The following is a 14,390-nucleotide window of genomic DNA, read 5'->3' as shown; positions in this document are numbered from 1 at the left end:
CAGCGAACCCCTCTTAGAAGCGGTAATCGAAGCCGACGGTGAAGTAACGGCCGCGCAGGTCGTACTGGCTGAAGTCGTACGGCGCGCGGATGCCCGGGAACGAGGCGTCGTACGGCGGTTCCTCATCGGCCAGGTTCTGGATCTTCGCGTACAGGGTCAGCTTCTCCAGCCCGGTGTAGGCCAGGTACAGATCGAACTGGCTGTACGAATCCACCCGGTCCTGCACGGCCGTGGCTGCGGCACTGGCCTTCTGGTCGTAGCCGCTGGTGTAGTACCAGGTCAGCGCGGTGCGGAAATCGGCATAGCTCCAGTCCAGCGTGGTGGTGGCCTTGTTCTTGGGCAGGGTGGCGCCGAGGTTGCTGCCGGCGTAATCCACCAGCGGGCCGCCAACCACGGTGGGGCGGCTGTAGTCGCGCACGTGGGTGAACGCGGTGGACAGCGAGAAGTCACCGGCCGCCTCGGTCGGGAAGCGCTGGCGCAGTTCCACGTCGAAGCCGGAGGTCTTGAGCTCGCTCAGGTTCTGGTAGCGGTTGAACACCGCCAGCAGCTTGCCGCGCTCATCGCGGGTAACCGCGCCGGGCACATCGTTGGTGACCAGGGTCTGGGTGTTGTTGGTGCCGACCAGGTTTTCCAGTTCGATGCGGTAGTAGTCCACGCTCAGGCTGGTGTTGGACCACGGCGACAGCACCAGGCCCAGGTTGTAGCTCTTGGTGCGTTCCGGCTTCAGGTCGCTGTTGCCGACGGTGAAGAAGGTCGGGTTCTGGCGCGAGCCGGGCACGTCCGGGTCGCGCGGATCGATCACGCTGCCGTAGGCGATGCTGGTGCTGTTGGAGTTCTCCGACAGCGACGGCGCGCGGAAGCCCTTGGAGGCCGCGGCACGCACCAGCAGGATGTCGAACGGCTGCCAGCGCAGGCTCAGCTTGGGCGAGAATGCATCGCCGAAATCGCTGTAGTGGTCGGCACGCGCCGCGGCCTGCAGCTCCAGGCGCTCGGCCAGCGGCACGTTCACTTCGGCATAGGCCGCGGTGACCTTGCGCTCGCCGTGCACTTCGGCGATGGCCGGGCGGATCTGCAGGCCCGCATCGATCTGCCACGGGTTTTCCGAATCCAGCTTCTCGCGGCGCCATTCCAGGCCGGCGGCGAAGCCGATCGGGCCCGCCCAGGTGCTGCCCAGCCCGCCGGAGATCTTGGCGTCCACGCCCTGCAGCACGGACTCGGCCGGGCGCAGGGTGCTCAGGTTGATGCCGTCGATCACCGACTGCGGGGTGGCCGACGGATCGAGCAGGTTGTAGCTGCCGGTGGCCAGTGCATCGGCCAGGGTCCAACGGTTGGCAAAGCCGCCGGAGACGGTTTCGCGCTCGCTGCTGCGCGCGCCGAACGCGCCCACTTCCCAGTCCCAGTCCTGCAGGCTGCCGCGCAGGCCGAACACGCCGCGGTACGCGGTGGAGCGGTTGGTCTTGATGGTCGGGCCGAGGTTGAAGAAGGTGTATTCGATCGGAATCGCGCGGCCGTACGGGTTGAACGGGCTGCTGGCCGGCAGGTTGGACGACACCGGCTCGGCGAGGCCGGTATCGGCGTTGAGCGCGAAGCGGCCGCTTTCCAGGGTGAAGAACGGGCTGCTGCCGAACCACGACACGCCCTTGATCTCGCTGTAGATCACTTCGCCGAACGCTTCCACGTTGTCGTTCACCTTGAAGGTGCCGTTGACGTAGGCCTGGTAGCGCTTGGTCGAGGGAATCAGCGTGGTGTACGGGGCGAGGTTGTAGCCGCAGGTGTTGCCGGGCAGGCCGTCGATCGGCGCGCTGGGCACCAGCGTGGTGTTGTCCGGGCACTGCCCGTTGGCGTCGAGCATGGGCACCGAGGTGCCGTTGACCAGGAAGCGCGCGCCCTTGGCCGACCAGCCGTTCCAGCGGCCACCGGGCTTGTCGGTGTAGATGCCGGACCTGGTGAGGTCGCGCTGGTCCTGGTCCAGGCGCTCGCGGTTGTAGCCTTCCAGGCTGACCAGGATGTTGTAGCCATCGGCGTCGAGGTCACCGACGCCACCGATGAACTTCAGGTTCTGCTCGTCCAGCCCGCCCTGGTCGGCGGTGCCGGCGCTGCCGCCCAGTTCGGCACCCTGGAAGTTCTGCCGGGTAATGATGTTGACCACGCCGGCCACGGCGTCGGAGCCGTACACGGCCGAGGCGCCGTCTTTCAGCACTTCGATGCGCTCCACGGCGACCATCGGCAGCGCGTTGAGGTTGACGAAGGTGTCGGAGAGGCCGCCGGCGGGGAAGCCGTAGTTGGCCAGGCGGCGGCCGTTGAGCAGCACCAGCGTGTTCTTCTGCGACAGGCCGCGCAGGCCGATGCCGGCCGAACCCGAGGCCCAGCCGTTATTGGTGGTTTCGTTGTTGGCGTTGCCGGTGTTGGCCGAGATCGAGCGCAGCAGGTCGGCAACGGTGGCCTTGCCGGTGGCTTCGATTTCCTGGCGGCCGATCACCTGTACCGGGTTGGCGGTCTCGGTGTCGGTGCGCTTGATGTTGGAGCCGGTGACGCGCACCGCGGCCAGGGTGGTGCTTTCGCCGCTGGCGGAGGCGTCGGGGCTGGCATCGGGGCCAGCGGCGGCGTCGAGGGCAAACGCGGACAAAGGCGTAGCCAGGGCGGCGGAAAGGGCCGCCACAAGAAGGGTGTGCTTGGGCATGAACTCTATGGGGGTGGTGGACGACAAGTTCCGCAGTAGTCCATGCCAAGGGCTTAACGGGCCAATAACATCGCTTCATGCGGATATAACGAAAAGTAACATCTCTTCATCCGGATGGATATGTTTTTGTTGGATGGCCGTACAATGGGCCCATGGAAATCTTCAAAGTCTTTACCCTCGAAGCGGCCCACCACCTGCCCAACGTGCCGGCGGGCCACAAGTGCGCGCGCCTGCACGGCCACTCGTTCCGGGTGGAGCTGAAGGTCGAGGGCGAGCCGGGCGAACACACCGGCTGGATCATGGATTTCGGCGACGTCAAAGCGGCCTTCCAGCCGATCTACGACCGCCTGGACCACCATTACCTCAACGACATCCCCGGCCTGGAAAACCCGACCAGCGAACGCCTGGCGATCTGGATCTGGAACGAGCTCAAGCCCGCCCTGCCGGCGCTGAGCGAGGTGACGGTGCATGAGACCTGCACCTCCGGCTGCCGTTACCGCGGCTGAGCCCCAGCCCCAACCGGTTGTTTCTGAACGGATTCAACCTAATCCGGACCACTTCGGCAATGTATTGTTGCAATGCACCACGATCGGTGTATGCTGCATTGCATCAAACGGAATTTGCGTGGGTCCCTCCCCCCACGCAATCCCAAGACCCGACAGAACCCTCCCTCTGTCGGGTCTTTTTTTTTGGTTGTTTGATCCGGATCCACGGACGTCACGTAACAATCCGTAGCCCCGGCCGTTGGCCGGACACCGCGCGCAGCGCGGCCCAACCGTCCGAACTCCGTTACCCACCGATCCCATCCAACGCTCCGGCGTTTGCACGTTCCGGAGCCGCCCGTCAGGCGTTCATGACCCCGGAACGAAGAGCAGCCGGCCAACGGCCGGGGCTACGAATATTTACGGGCCCATTGGGATTGGGATCAATCGACCAGCGCATCCGGATGCATGGTCGCGGTGGTTACCGCGCGAGCGGGCGCACGATCTGCACCAGGCTCAACAGCGTCTTGCCCGGCTCTTCCCACGGGACCATGTGCGCCGAATGTTCGAACCACACGCCCTGCTTGTAGGGCGCCTGCACGGTGTTCAACCAGCGCTCGGTCGGCGCGGTGGGCGTGGTGTAGTCGTGGCGGCCCATGAACATCACCACCGGGATCGGGAAGCGGGTGATCGGGTTGAAATCCACCTCCAGCATCTGCGGCAGCAACGGCCCCAGCGACAGCACGCTGCCCTTGTCGATGTTGCAGCGGTCTGCGTCCGTGTAGTCGGGCGAGAGCCTGGCCGCACCGAAGTAATACTTCGAGTCATCGCGGTAGGCCGTCAGCCCCCCGTAGTACTGCGGCCACGTGCGCGCGGTAATGATCCGCTCGCGCGTGATCGGCGTGTTGCCCGGGTACGGCGCGATCGCCTCCAGTTCGGCCACCGCCTTGGCGTTGCCGTGTGCCTTCGCCTGCGCCAGTCCGTAATCGAAACTGATCTTCTCGTTCTCCACCTGGTTGATGATCTGCCCGATCCCCACGTACGCGTGGAACAGGTCCGGCCGCTTCAACGCCGCCTGCATCGCCACGATCGTGCCCCAGCTGTGCGCCATCAAGATCACCTTGCGCTGGCCCAGGTGCGTGCGCAGGTGCTCGGCCACCTCGATGGCATCATCCACGTAGCGTTCAATGGTCAGCGTCGGCGCGATCGCGTCCGGCGACGCCTCCGCGTAGGTCTTGCCTGCACCGCGCTGGTCCCAGTCCACCACCGTGAAGTACTCCTCCAGCGGTCGCTGGAACTGCCACACGCTCGGCGTCACCGGGCTGGCCGGGCCACCGTGCACGAACAGGATCACCGGGTTGGCCCGGTCCTCGCCGCGGATGGTGAGCCACTGCTTCACCCCGCCGATCGGCGTGCCGTACTGTTCCTGGATGCCGTTCGGCGTGGTGATCCGCTGGAGATCGCGTACCACCGCGCGCGCCGGTTCCAGCGCCGAGGTGTCCGGGCAGGATTGGGCGAATGCAGACGGGGTGGCGGACAGCAGCAGGGTCAAGCAGACGAGTGCGCGCATGAAACCTCCAGATGTGCGGGGCCTGTGGTGGGTTGATCCCAATCTACGGACGTTACGTAACAATTCGTAGCCCCGGCCGTTGGCCGGACACCGCGCGCAGCGCGGCCCAAGCATCCGGAGCACGGTATGCCGTCGCCGCGGCCCTGCATCCGGGTGTCAACCCAGAACGAAACCGTGTATCAGGCGCAATGAACGCCTGACGGCTTCTTCGGAACGTGCAAACGTCGGGATGATCGCCGCGAGCAATACGCAACCGGCTTTGGACGCTTGGGCCGCGCTGCGCGCGGTGTCCGGCCAACGGCCGGGGCTACGAATTGTTGCGTGCCCATTGGGATCGGGATTAACCAACCATGGGCCCGGAACCGTTACGGGCCCATTGGGATCTGGATCAATCAACCTTGGGCTCCGGATACATTCCCGGCAGACCCCCATGCACTCGGCAGCGAGAACACGAACAACGCGCCCTCGCGGCTGTCCAGCAGCTGGATCTCACGCTGGTGCAGCTGCAGGATGCGGTGCACGATCAGCAGGCCCAGCCCGCCGCTGTCCGGCCGCTGGCTGCCGAATGCCGGGGGCGTGTGGAACAGGTCCTCGCGCCGCGCCGCCGGGATGCCTGGGCCGGTGTCAGCCACGCTGACCTGCACCTCGCCCTGCGCCGCCTGCAGCGTCACCGTGATCCGGCCGCCTTCGGGCGTGTGCCGGATCGCATTGTCCAGCAGGTTGGTCAGCACCCGCTCGATCAGCGCCAGGTCCGCGTCCACCGCCGGCAGGCCAGGCGGAATGTCCGCCGCCAGCGTCTGCCGACGCGCCTGCGCGGCCAGCTCGAATTTCTGGAAGACGTCCTGCACCAGGTCCGGCAGCGAGAACGCCTGGCGGTCCAGCACCACCCCGCCGTGTTCCAGCCGCGCCAGCTCGAACAGCGCCTGGGCCAGCCGGCCCACCTTGTGGCTCTGCGACAGCGCGATGCCCAGGTAGCGCTGGCGCTCTTCGGCGCTGAGCGTGGCGTCCTTCAGCGCCAGCGTTTCCAGATAGCCGTGCAGCGACGACAACGGCGTGCGCAGGTCGTGCGAGATGTTGGCCACCAGCTCGCGCCGCTGCAGGTCCTGCTGGCGCAGCTGCTGCCACTGCTCGCCCAGGCGCTGGCCCATGTGCCCGAAGCTGTGCTGCAGGATCGCCAGCTCATCGCGCTCGCCCGCGCGCAGCGGCGTGGGCGGCAACGCCTGCGCCGGCGCCGCCGCATCCACGTCGAACGACTGCACGCGCCGGGTCAGCTGGCGCAGCGGCCGGGTCACCCAGCGGAACGCCACCGCACCGGCCAGCAGCCCGATGCCGGCCACGATCGCCAACGACCACAGCGTGGTGCGCAGCGTGGCATTGGCCGCAATGTTGGCCGCCAGCGCCTCGCGCTGTTCGCCCACCAGCACCACGTAGATGTAGCCGGCCTGGCGCCCCTGCACGAACAGCGGGGCGGCGTTGAACACCTTGCGCCCGCGCGCGCTGCGCGGGTCATCGCCGAGGATCGGCAGCGGCTCATCGCGCAGCAGCGCCTGCACCGGCGCCAGGTCCACGCGGTCGCGCTTGAGGTGGCCGGTGGGCGCATCGTGGCCGAGGATGCGGCCCTGGTCGTCCAGCAGGTACACCTCCACGCTGGGGTTGACCGCCATCAGCTTGCCGAACAGCGCGCGTACCTCGCCGGTGCGCATGCCGCCGCCGTCCATCAGCTCGCCGCTGCGCGCGATGTGCTCGGCCAGCCCGCGCGACAGCCGCTGTACGGTCTCCTGCTCGTGCAGGCTGGTGCTGCGCATCTGGATCGCCATCAGCGCGCCGCAGCACACCAGCAGCAGCGCGAAGAACGCCACCGACAACCGCTGCGACAACGACAACCGGATCATGCCGCTGCACCCTCGCTGCCATCGACCAGCTTGTAGCCCCGGCCCCATACCGTCTGGATGCGCTGCGGCGACGCCGGGTCGCGTTCGATCTTGTTGCGCAGCCGGTTGATGTGCGTGTTGACGGTGTGCTCGTAGCCATCGTGCTGGTAGCCCCACACCTGGTTGAGCAGGTCCATGCGCGAATACACCTGGCCGGGGTGGCGGGCGAAGAAGTACAGCAGGTCGAACTCGCGCGGGGTCAGCTCCAGCGCGCGCCCTTCCACCTGCGCGGTGCGCGCCACCGGGTCGATGCGCAGCCCGGCCACGGCCAGTTCACCGGCATCGATGCGCGCGTTCTGCGCCATCGCTTCCACCCGGCGCAGCAGCGCCTTGACCCGCGCCACCAGTTCCAGCATCGAAAATGGCTTGGCCAGGTAATCGTCGGCGCCCAGTTCCAGGCCCAGGATGCGGTGCACTTCGCTGGCGCGTGCGCTGGTGATGATGATCGGGGTGTAGCGCGCCATGCCGCGCGCGCGCCGGCAGATTTCCAGCCCATCCACGCCGGGCAGCATCAGATCCAGCACCAGCGCCGACCACGGCTGCGCCTCCAGCAGGGCCAGGCCCTCGTCGCCGGTAGCGGCATGGGTGACCTCATAGCCCTCGTCGCGCAGGTGCATGCGCAGCAGGTTGGCGATGTGGACATCGTCTTCGACGATCAGGACGCGCTTGGCACTGCTCATTGGCACGGTAGCGGGCAGCAGGAAGGTGAACGCATTGTGGCCAGATCCGGACCTGAATGTGTCACGGAAAATTTAACCCTGCGTGAGGATTCGTTGACCGGCCCGGGCGCAGCATGGCCCCATCGTTTCCAGACCGGGAGATCGCCATGCGTTGTACCCGTCGCAGACTGCTCGGCATGGGCGCCATCGGCGCCGCGGCCGGCCTGTTCGGTTTGACCGCCTGCAGTGGGTCGGCCCCCGCCGCACCCGCACCCACGCGCCGCTTTGAGGTGATGCGCACCGATGCGCAGTGGCGCGAACAGCTCAGCCCGGCGCAGTACGCCGTGCTGCGCCGGCAAAGCACCGAGCGCCCCTTCAGCAGCCCACTCAACAAGGAACACCGGCGCGGCACCTTCACCTGCGCCGGGTGCGCGCTGCCGTTGTTCTCCTCGTCCACCAAGTTCGACAGCGGCACCGGCTGGCCCAGCTTCTGGGCACCGCTGCACGATGCCGTCGGCGAGGACCGCGACACCACCTTGGGCATGCTGCGCGTGGAAGCGCATTGCCGGCGCTGTGGTGGCCACCTGGGCCATGTGTTCGATGACGGCCCACGCCCGACCGGGCTGCGTTACTGCATGAACGGCGTGGCGATGAACTTCGTCGCCGCTGACGAAGAGACACGCGTGCGGATACCCAACCGCACGTAACGCCGATGAAGCCGCCGGGCAGGGCCCGGCGCTACCCCGATAAGGAACGTTCGATGATTCTGCTTGTACTTGCCTACCTGGGCGGTGTGTTGACCATTCTCAGCCCGTGCATCCTGCCGGTGCTGCCGTTCGTGTTTGCCCGTTCGGACCGCCCGTTCCTGCGCAGCGGCCTGCCGCTGCTGATCGGCATGGCGCTGATGTTCGCGGTGGTAGCCAGCCTGGCGGCGGTGGGCAGCCAGTGGGTGGCGCAGGCCAACCAGATCGGGCGCTGGATCGCGCTGGTGGTGATGGCGCTGTTCGCGCTCGCGCTGCTGTGGCCGGCGCTGGCCGACCGCCTGCTGTCGCCGTTCCAGCGGCTGGGCGCACGGCTCAGCGCGTCAGCAGACAAGGCCACCGACGCCGGGCGCGGCGGGGTGGGCACCTCGCTGCTGATCGGCGTGGCCACCGGCCTGCTGTGGGCACCGTGCGCCGGCCCGATCCTTGGGCTGATCCTCACCGGCGCTGCCCTGCAGGGTGCCAGCGTGGGCACCAGCGGGCTGCTGCTGGCGTATGCACTGGGCGCGGCCACCTCGCTGGCCCTGGCGATCTGGATTGGCGGGCGTGTGTTCACCGCGCTGAAGCGGCGGCTGGGCGCGGGCGAGTGGATCCGCCGCGCGTTGGGCGTGGCCGCACTGCTGGCGGTGGTGGCCATTGCGATGGGCTGGGACACCGGCGTGCTCACCCGGTTGTCGTCGGTCAGCACCGCGCGGCTGGAACAGGGCCTGCTCGATACGCTGCCCGGCCAGGCGCCTGACGCCGGTCCCGCGATGATGATGCGCGCCGCCGATGCACCGGCCGGTGCCGAGCTGCCGGTGGAAGGCACCCTGCCTTCGCTGGACGGCGCCACCGGCTGGCTCAACAGCCCGCCGCTGACCGCCGAAGGCCTGCGCGGCAAGGTGGTGCTGGTCGATTTCTGGACCTATTCCTGCATCAACTGCCTGCGCGCGCTGCCCTACGTGCGGGAGTGGGAACAGCGTTACCGCGACCAGGGCCTGGTAGTGATCGGCGTGCATGCCCCGGAGTTCGCCTTCGAGCGCAACCTGGGCAACGTGCAGCGTGCGGTGAAGGAACTGAAGATCGACTACCCGGTGGCGATCGACAATGAGTTCGCGATCTGGCGCGGCTTCAACAACCGCTATTGGCCGGCGCACTACTTCATCGACGCGCAGGGCCGCATCCGTGCGCACCACTTCGGCGAAGGCAACTACGCGCAGTCCGAACGGATCATCCGCCAGCTGCTGCGCGAAGCCGGTGCCACGCTGCCCGAGGAGCCCGCACAGGCCATGGCGATGGCCGCCAGTGCACCGCGCGCGGGCGTGGAACTGCAGGCCGACATGTCCAACCTCAAATCCCCGGAGACCTACCTCGGGTACTCGCGTGCGGAAAACTTCGCCTCGCCGGACGGCCAGCGCCGCGACGCCCCCGCCGATTACACGCTGCCGTCGACGTTCGCGTTGAACCAGTGGGCCTTGTCCGGGCGCTGGACGGTGGGTGACGAAGACGCGCAGCTGCAACGCGCCGGCGGTCGTATCGCGTTCCGCTTCCACGCCCGCGACCTGCACCTGGTGCTGGCACCGGGTGCGGACGGCAAGCCGGTGCGGTTCCGGGTGCGCATCGACGGCCAACCGCCGGGCGCCTCGGCCGGTGGCGATGCCGGCGCCAATGGCAGCGGCACGGTCACCGAGCACCGCCTCTACCAGCTGATCCGCCAGTCCGGCGACGTTGGCGAACGCACGTTCGAGATCGAGTTCCTCGATCCGGGGGTGCACGCCTATGCCTTCACCTTCGGTTGAACCAGGAGAACCCCATGCGCGTTTCCTTCGACAAACTGGTGGCCGGTGGCATTGCCGCCGCCGTTGCCGCGCTGACCATCAGTGCGGTGGTCAGCCTGGACCGCCCCGCATATGCCGCGCCGGCCGAAGCGGTGGTGGCGGTGCCGGCACCGGCGGGTGCGGCCGATCCGAAGCTGCCCGGCAAGCGCGCGCAGGTGGTGTTCGCCGGCGGCTGCTTCTGGGGCGTGCAGGGCGTGTTCCAGCACATCAAGGGCGTGGACAACGCGGTCTCCGGCTACATCGGTGGGCGCCCGGCCGACGCGAACTATTCGCGCGTCAGTAGCGGTGGCACCGGCCATGCCGAAGCCGTGCAGGTCACCTACGACCCCAGCCAGGTGAGCTACGGCCAGTTGATGCAGGTGTTCTTCTCGGTGGCGCACGATCCCACCCAGCTCAACCGCCAGGGCCCGGACCGCGGCACGCAGTACCGTTCGGCGGTGTTCGCCGACGATGCCGCGCAGCGCGATGCCACCCGCGCTTACATCGCGCAGCTGCAGAAGGCACGCGCGTATGCGGCGCCGGTGGTGACCACCGTGGACGGCGGCAAGCCGTTCGTTGCGGCCGAGGGCTACCACCAGAACTACCTGACGCTGCATCCGGAGTCGTTGTACATCCGCATCAATGACCAGCCGAAGGTGGCGGCGCTGCAGCGGATGTACCCGCAGCTGTACCGCGAGAAGCCGAGGCTGGTGTCGACCTTGTCCGCGAGGTAACCGATGCGACGACGGTAGAGGCCGACCGTTGGTCGGTCTTCGCCGTAGGGACGCCAGGTTGCAAGGCATCCAGGGTACAGCGCACCATGCTGGCGACCCTCATGGTTACAGATTCCATGGCCGCCAACCTCTACCAATCCCTGGCCGACGAACTGGCCGACGCCATCCACAGCGGCCGCCTGCCGGCCGGTGCGCGCCTGCCGTCCCTGCGCGGCCTGGCCGCGCAGCGCCAGCTCAGCTTGAACACGGTCATCGCCGCCTACCGGCAGCTGGAGGACGCCGGGCTGGTAATGCCGCGGCCCAAGGCCGGGTTCGTGGTCAGCGCGCGCCTGCCCGAACCCACCCGCTCACTGCGCCAGGCCCCGGCGCTGGCCACCACCCAGGCCCAGCAGCTGATGATGGCGCGCGTGCTGGAGGCGCAGCGGCAACCGGGCATCGTCGACCTGGCCTTCGCCGGTCCGCGCGGCGAGCGCTTCTACCCCGCCGCACGGCTGGCCCGTGCCACCGCACAGGTACTGCGGCGCACCCCGGCGATGGTGCGCACCTACGCGCGTCCCAACGGGGCCAGGCGACTGTTGGAGCAGATCGTGCGGCGCGGCCCGCGGCTGGGCCTGCACACCACGGTGGAGCGGCTGGTGCTCACCCATGGCGCGATGGAAGCGCTGCAGCTGGCCCTGCGTGCGGTGACCCGGCCGGGCGATGCGGTCGGCATCGAAGCCCCCTCCTATTTCAACCTGTACCCATTGCTGGCCAACCTGGGCCTGAAGGCGATCGAGCTGCCCACCGACCCGCGCGAGGGGCTGGACGTGGATGCGGTGGAAGCGCAGCTGCAGGCAGGCGCACTTGCCGCCATTGTCGCCATGCCCAGCGTGCACAATCCGCTCGGCTGCACCCTGCCGGTAGCGGCCAAGCAGCGCCTGGCGGCGCTGGTGAACCAGTACCAGGTACCGCTGATCGAAGATGCGGTCTATGCCGAACTGCAGTACCAGGAGCCGCTGGCGCCGTTGTTGAAGGCGTTCGACGAGGACGGTTGGGTGATCGTGGTCAACGGCTTTTCCAAGACGCTCGCACCGGATTACCGGATCGGCTGGCTCGATGGCGGGCGCTTCGCCGCCGACATCCAGCTGCTGAAGTTCCAGTCCACCGGCGCCGAGTCGCAGCTGCTGGGCGAGGCGGTTGCCGCGTTCCTGGAAGCGGGCAGCTACGAACACCACCTGCGCGGGCTGCGCCGGCTGTACCGCGAGCAGGTCGGGCGCGTGCGTGCGCTGGTGGCCCAGCACTTCCCGCCCGGTACCCTGGCCACCCAGCCCAGCGGCGGTTTCCTGCTGTGGATCGAACTGCCTGCGGGCGTGGACAGCAGCGTGCTGTTCGAACAGGCGCTGGCCGAGGGCGTGGTGTTCATGCCCGGCCAGGTGTATTCGCGCGGCGCCCGCTACCGGCACTGCCTGCGGCTGTCGTGCTGCCAGGACCTGGACGCGCGCTACGTGGACGCCATTGCCGGCGTCGGCCGGCTGGCCACTGCCCTGCTGGCGCAGGCGCGCGGCTGACCCTCAGCCGAGCAGGTGGCGGGCCAGCTGCGCCGGATCGGCGCCCGGTGCGTACGGCAGCCGCCCCCAGAACGGCATCGGCAGGCGCGCGCGCAGCAGCGCCACGTTGTCGTCGATGCGCTCCATCTGCGGGTCCACCTCGTTGGCGATCCAGCCGATGCAGGTTGCACCGCTGGCGTTGATCGCCTGCGCGGTCAGCCGCGCGTGGTTGAGACAGCCCAGCCGCAGGCCCACCACCATCACCACCGGCAGCTGCAGCGCCTGCACCAGGTGCGACTGGTCCAGCGTGGCCGACAGCGGTGCCAGCCAGCCGCCCACGCCTTCCACCACCACGGTGTCGGCCTGCGCGCGCAGGCGGGCGAACGCCGCCTCGATCGGATCCAGTGACAGCGTCACCCCCGCCGCCTCGGCGGCCAGTTCCGGGGCCAGCGGCAGCGGCAGTGCGTAGGGGTTGAGGTCGGCATAGGCCGGGGCCGGGTCGCTGGCGGCCAGCAGGGCGGTGGCATCCTCGTTGCGCAGGCCCTCGACGGTCTGCTCGCAGCCGCTGGCCACCGGCTTCATGCCCACCGCGCGGTGCCCGCGTTGGCGCAGCGCGTGCAGCAGGGCGCAGCTGCTGAAGGTCTTGCCGATGCCGGTATCGGTACCGGTGACGTAGAACGCGGCGGGCGGGGCGGAAAGGGATGACATGGCCGGACCGATGAACAGGGGCGCCCATTATCAGCGTTCCGCCGCCGGTGGGTCCGGCCGCCGGCCGCGCTTGCTAGACTGCGGCCATGTTCGATACTTCCACGCTCACCGGCAGCAAGCCGGAACAGTACGGCCAGCTGCTGGCCCAGGCCCGTGCCCTGGTGCACGGTGAACGCGACCGCATTGCCAATGCCGCCAATCTGTCAGCGCTGGTCTACCACGCGCTGCCGCAGCTGAACTGGGTGGGTTTCTACCTGTTTGATGGCACTGAACTGGTGGTCGGCCCGTTCCAGGGCCTGCCGGCCTGCGTGCGCATTCCGCTGGACAAGGGTGTGTGCGGCGCGGCCGCCTCGCAGCGGGTAACCCAACGCATCGAGGACGTGGACGCCTTCCCCGGCCACATCGCCTGTGATTCGGCCTCGCGCTCGGAACTGGTGGTGCCGCTGGTACACGGCGACACCCTGATCGGCGTGTTCGACCTGGACAGCCCGGTGCTGGCCCGTTTCGATGCCGATGACCAGGCCGGGCTGGAAGCCATTGCCGCGGTGTTCGTCGAGGCCTTGGGATGAGCACCAAGCTGCGCAACATCGGCCCCAAGAGCGCGGCCTGGCTGCGCCAGGTCGGTCTGCGCACTGCCGAAGACCTGGCCGCGGCCGGGTCGGTGGGCGCGTTCGTGAAGGTACGCCGCGCCGGCTTCAAACCGAGCCTCAACCTGCTCTACTCGCTCGAGGGCGCGCTGCAGGACTGCCACTGGCAGGAACTGCCCGAAGCGCGCCGCGCCGAGCTGGTGGCCGAATACGACGCGATCATCGCCGACAAGCCGCTGAAGAAGGCGCCGCCGGCCTCGGGCCCGGTGTATGACCGCACCGTGGCCAACGATGACGAAGGCGACGGCAGCGACGCCGCGTTCGACACCGACGACGACCGCTAGGGCGACGCCTGCTGCAACTCCAGTAGTTCCCCCCACAGCTCCCCGTCGTCCCGCTCCACCCGCAGCTGCAGCCGCGTACCGTGGTCGATGCGCAGCGCCCAGCACATCGCCATCGGCAGCCCGCACACCTGCGACAGCACCATCCGCAACGGGCCGCCATGGCTGACCACCAGGGTTGGCACCGGTTCGGGCTCATCCAGCAGCCGATGCAATGCGCGCGCGATGCGGCGCTCGAAATGCCCCCAGCTTTCGCCATGCGGCGGCGGGTTCGCATGCGGGTCCAGGTGGAATGCCTGCAGCGCCTGCATCGGCAGCGCCTGCAGCGGCTGGCCGTCCCAGTCGCCGAAATCCAGCTCCTCCCACTCCTCGTCCGCGATCACCTCCAGCCCACGCGGCAGCGCCAACGCAGCGGCGGTGTCCAGCGCACGCCGGCGCGGTGAACTCAGCACGCGCTGCCACTGCAGGTCGGCATGGCGTGCGCAGATCAGATCGATGCCCTGCACGTCCAGCGGCGGATCGGTACGCCCATCCAGGTGGTCGTCGCGGCCAGTGGCCGCGTGCCGGATCAGGTCCAGGATCATAGGGACTGCAACCACGTCAAAAAGCGAGGCG

13 protein-coding genes are annotated in these 14,390 nt (G+C 68.4%); 7 read left to right on the top strand and 6 right to left on the bottom strand.

Going from position 1 to position 14,390, the window contains the following annotated elements:
• Nucleotides 1-13: 13 nt before the first annotated feature.
• A complete protein-coding gene (locus tag V9K91_RS16435; protein ID WP_306989894.1) occupies nucleotides 14-2,680 on the bottom strand; it encodes a TonB-dependent receptor in 2,667 nt (888 codons plus the stop codon).
• Nucleotides 2,681-2,832: 152 nt separating this feature from the next.
• Here V9K91_RS16435 and queD point away from each other — a divergent pair, with 152 nt between their 5' ends.
• Nucleotides 2,833-3,186 (top strand): 6-carboxytetrahydropterin synthase QueD, encoded by a 354-nt coding sequence (gene queD, locus V9K91_RS16430; RefSeq protein ID WP_068849013.1) that lies wholly within the window; start codon nucleotides 2,833-2,835, stop codon nucleotides 3,184-3,186.
• A gap of 457 nt (nucleotides 3,187-3,643) precedes the next feature.
• Here the strand turns inward: queD and V9K91_RS16425 are convergent, their stop codons facing one another.
• The 3 genes from V9K91_RS16425 to V9K91_RS16415 form a co-directional block, all read right to left on the bottom strand.
• Nucleotides 3,644-4,732: an alpha/beta hydrolase gene (locus V9K91_RS16425; RefSeq protein WP_306989895.1), complete on the bottom strand. Its 1,089-nt coding sequence runs from the start codon at nucleotides 4,730-4,732 to the stop codon at nucleotides 3,644-3,646.
• 392 nt (nucleotides 4,733-5,124) lie between these two features.
• Nucleotides 5,125-6,624 carry a HAMP domain-containing sensor histidine kinase gene (locus V9K91_RS16420; RefSeq protein ID WP_306989896.1) on the bottom strand — a complete coding sequence of 500 codons (1,500 nt, stop codon included), beginning with the start codon at nucleotides 6,622-6,624 and terminating at the stop codon, nucleotides 5,125-5,127.
• Nucleotides 6,621-7,343, bottom strand: coding sequence for a response regulator transcription factor (locus tag V9K91_RS16415; RefSeq protein WP_184124568.1), 723 nt, complete (start codon nucleotides 7,341-7,343; stop codon nucleotides 6,621-6,623). Before V9K91_RS16415 ends, V9K91_RS16420 begins: the two co-directional genes overlap by 4 nt.
• A gap of 146 nt (nucleotides 7,344-7,489) precedes the next feature.
• Between V9K91_RS16415 and msrB the strand changes: the two genes are divergently transcribed.
• The 4 genes from msrB (at nucleotide 7,490) to V9K91_RS16395 (ending at nucleotide 12,160) form a co-directional block, all read left to right on the top strand.
• Nucleotides 7,490-8,029 carry a peptide-methionine (R)-S-oxide reductase MsrB gene (gene msrB, locus V9K91_RS16410; RefSeq protein ID WP_068849006.1) on the top strand — a complete coding sequence of 180 codons (540 nt, stop codon included), beginning with the start codon at nucleotides 7,490-7,492 and terminating at the stop codon, nucleotides 8,027-8,029.
• 53 nt (nucleotides 8,030-8,082) lie between these two features.
• Entirely contained in the window at nucleotides 8,083-9,861 is a 1,779-nt protein-coding gene (locus V9K91_RS16405) for a cytochrome c biogenesis protein DipZ (RefSeq protein WP_306989897.1), read from the top strand.
• 14 nt (nucleotides 9,862-9,875) lie between these two features.
• On the top strand, nucleotides 9,876-10,613 hold the full coding sequence (msrA, locus tag V9K91_RS16400) for a peptide-methionine (S)-S-oxide reductase MsrA (RefSeq protein ID WP_068849002.1): 738 nt from the start codon (nucleotides 9,876-9,878) through the stop codon (nucleotides 10,611-10,613).
• 101 nt (nucleotides 10,614-10,714) lie between these two features.
• Nucleotides 10,715-12,160 carry a PLP-dependent aminotransferase family protein gene (locus V9K91_RS16395; RefSeq protein ID WP_306989898.1) on the top strand — a complete coding sequence of 482 codons (1,446 nt, stop codon included), beginning with the start codon at nucleotides 10,715-10,717 and terminating at the stop codon, nucleotides 12,158-12,160.
• Nucleotides 12,161-12,163: 3 nt separating this feature from the next.
• Here V9K91_RS16395 and bioD read toward each other — a convergent pair whose 3' ends face one another.
• Nucleotides 12,164-12,847, bottom strand: a complete 684-nt coding sequence (gene bioD / locus V9K91_RS16390) for a dethiobiotin synthase (RefSeq protein ID WP_306989899.1) — start codon at nucleotides 12,845-12,847, stop codon at nucleotides 12,164-12,166.
• Nucleotides 12,848-12,933: 86 nt separating this feature from the next.
• Between bioD and V9K91_RS16385 the strand changes: the two genes are divergently transcribed.
• Entirely contained in the window at nucleotides 12,934-13,416 is a 483-nt protein-coding gene (locus V9K91_RS16385) for a GAF domain-containing protein (protein WP_068848998.1), read from the top strand.
• Nucleotides 13,413-13,778, top strand: coding sequence for a TfoX/Sxy family protein (locus V9K91_RS16380; protein ID WP_068848996.1), 366 nt, complete (start codon nucleotides 13,413-13,415; stop codon nucleotides 13,776-13,778). The genes V9K91_RS16385 and V9K91_RS16380 overlap by 4 nt, the downstream gene beginning before the upstream one ends.
• Here V9K91_RS16380 and V9K91_RS16375 read toward each other — a convergent pair.
• On the bottom strand, nucleotides 13,775-14,359 hold the full coding sequence (locus V9K91_RS16375; protein ID WP_306989900.1) for a histidine phosphatase family protein: 585 nt from the start codon (nucleotides 14,357-14,359) through the stop codon (nucleotides 13,775-13,777). The two genes, V9K91_RS16380 and V9K91_RS16375, sit on opposite strands and share 4 nt — an antisense overlap.
• Between the last annotated feature and the right edge of the window lie 31 nt (nucleotides 14,360-14,390).

The organism is Stenotrophomonas sp. CCNWLW57 (assembly GCF_037203925.1).
Lineage (GTDB): Bacteria > Pseudomonadota > Gammaproteobacteria > Xanthomonadales > Xanthomonadaceae > Stenotrophomonas > Stenotrophomonas rhizophila_A.
Note: the sequence above shows the minus strand (reverse complement) of the source record. Positions and strands in the feature narration are given on the sequence as shown.

Coding starts and splice junctions, on each gene's coding strand:
- V9K91_RS16435 (WP_306989894.1), bottom strand. CDS start 2,680: ATGCCCAAGCACACCCTTCTTGTGGCGGCCCTTTCCGCCGCCCTGGCT.
- queD (WP_068849013.1), top strand. CDS start 2,833: ATGGAAATCTTCAAAGTCTTTACCCTCGAAGCGGCCCACCACCTGCCC.
- V9K91_RS16425 (WP_306989895.1), bottom strand. CDS start 4,732: ATGCGCGCACTCGTCTGCTTGACCCTGCTGCTGTCCGCCACCCCGTCT.
- V9K91_RS16420 (WP_306989896.1), bottom strand. CDS start 6,624: ATGATCCGGTTGTCGTTGTCGCAGCGGTTGTCGGTGGCGTTCTTCGCG.
- V9K91_RS16415 (WP_184124568.1), bottom strand. CDS start 7,343: ATGAGCAGTGCCAAGCGCGTCCTGATCGTCGAAGACGATGTCCACATC.
- msrB (WP_068849006.1), top strand. CDS start 7,490: ATGCGTTGTACCCGTCGCAGACTGCTCGGCATGGGCGCCATCGGCGCC.
- V9K91_RS16405 (WP_306989897.1), top strand. CDS start 8,083: ATGATTCTGCTTGTACTTGCCTACCTGGGCGGTGTGTTGACCATTCTC.
- msrA (WP_068849002.1), top strand. CDS start 9,876: ATGCGCGTTTCCTTCGACAAACTGGTGGCCGGTGGCATTGCCGCCGCC.
- V9K91_RS16395 (WP_306989898.1), top strand. CDS start 10,715: ATGGTTACAGATTCCATGGCCGCCAACCTCTACCAATCCCTGGCCGAC.
- bioD (WP_306989899.1), bottom strand. CDS start 12,847: ATGTCATCCCTTTCCGCCCCGCCCGCCGCGTTCTACGTCACCGGTACC.
- V9K91_RS16385 (WP_068848998.1), top strand. CDS start 12,934: ATGTTCGATACTTCCACGCTCACCGGCAGCAAGCCGGAACAGTACGGC.
- V9K91_RS16380 (WP_068848996.1), top strand. CDS start 13,413: ATGAGCACCAAGCTGCGCAACATCGGCCCCAAGAGCGCGGCCTGGCTG.
- V9K91_RS16375 (WP_306989900.1), bottom strand. CDS start 14,359: ATGATCCTGGACCTGATCCGGCACGCGGCCACTGGCCGCGACGACCAC.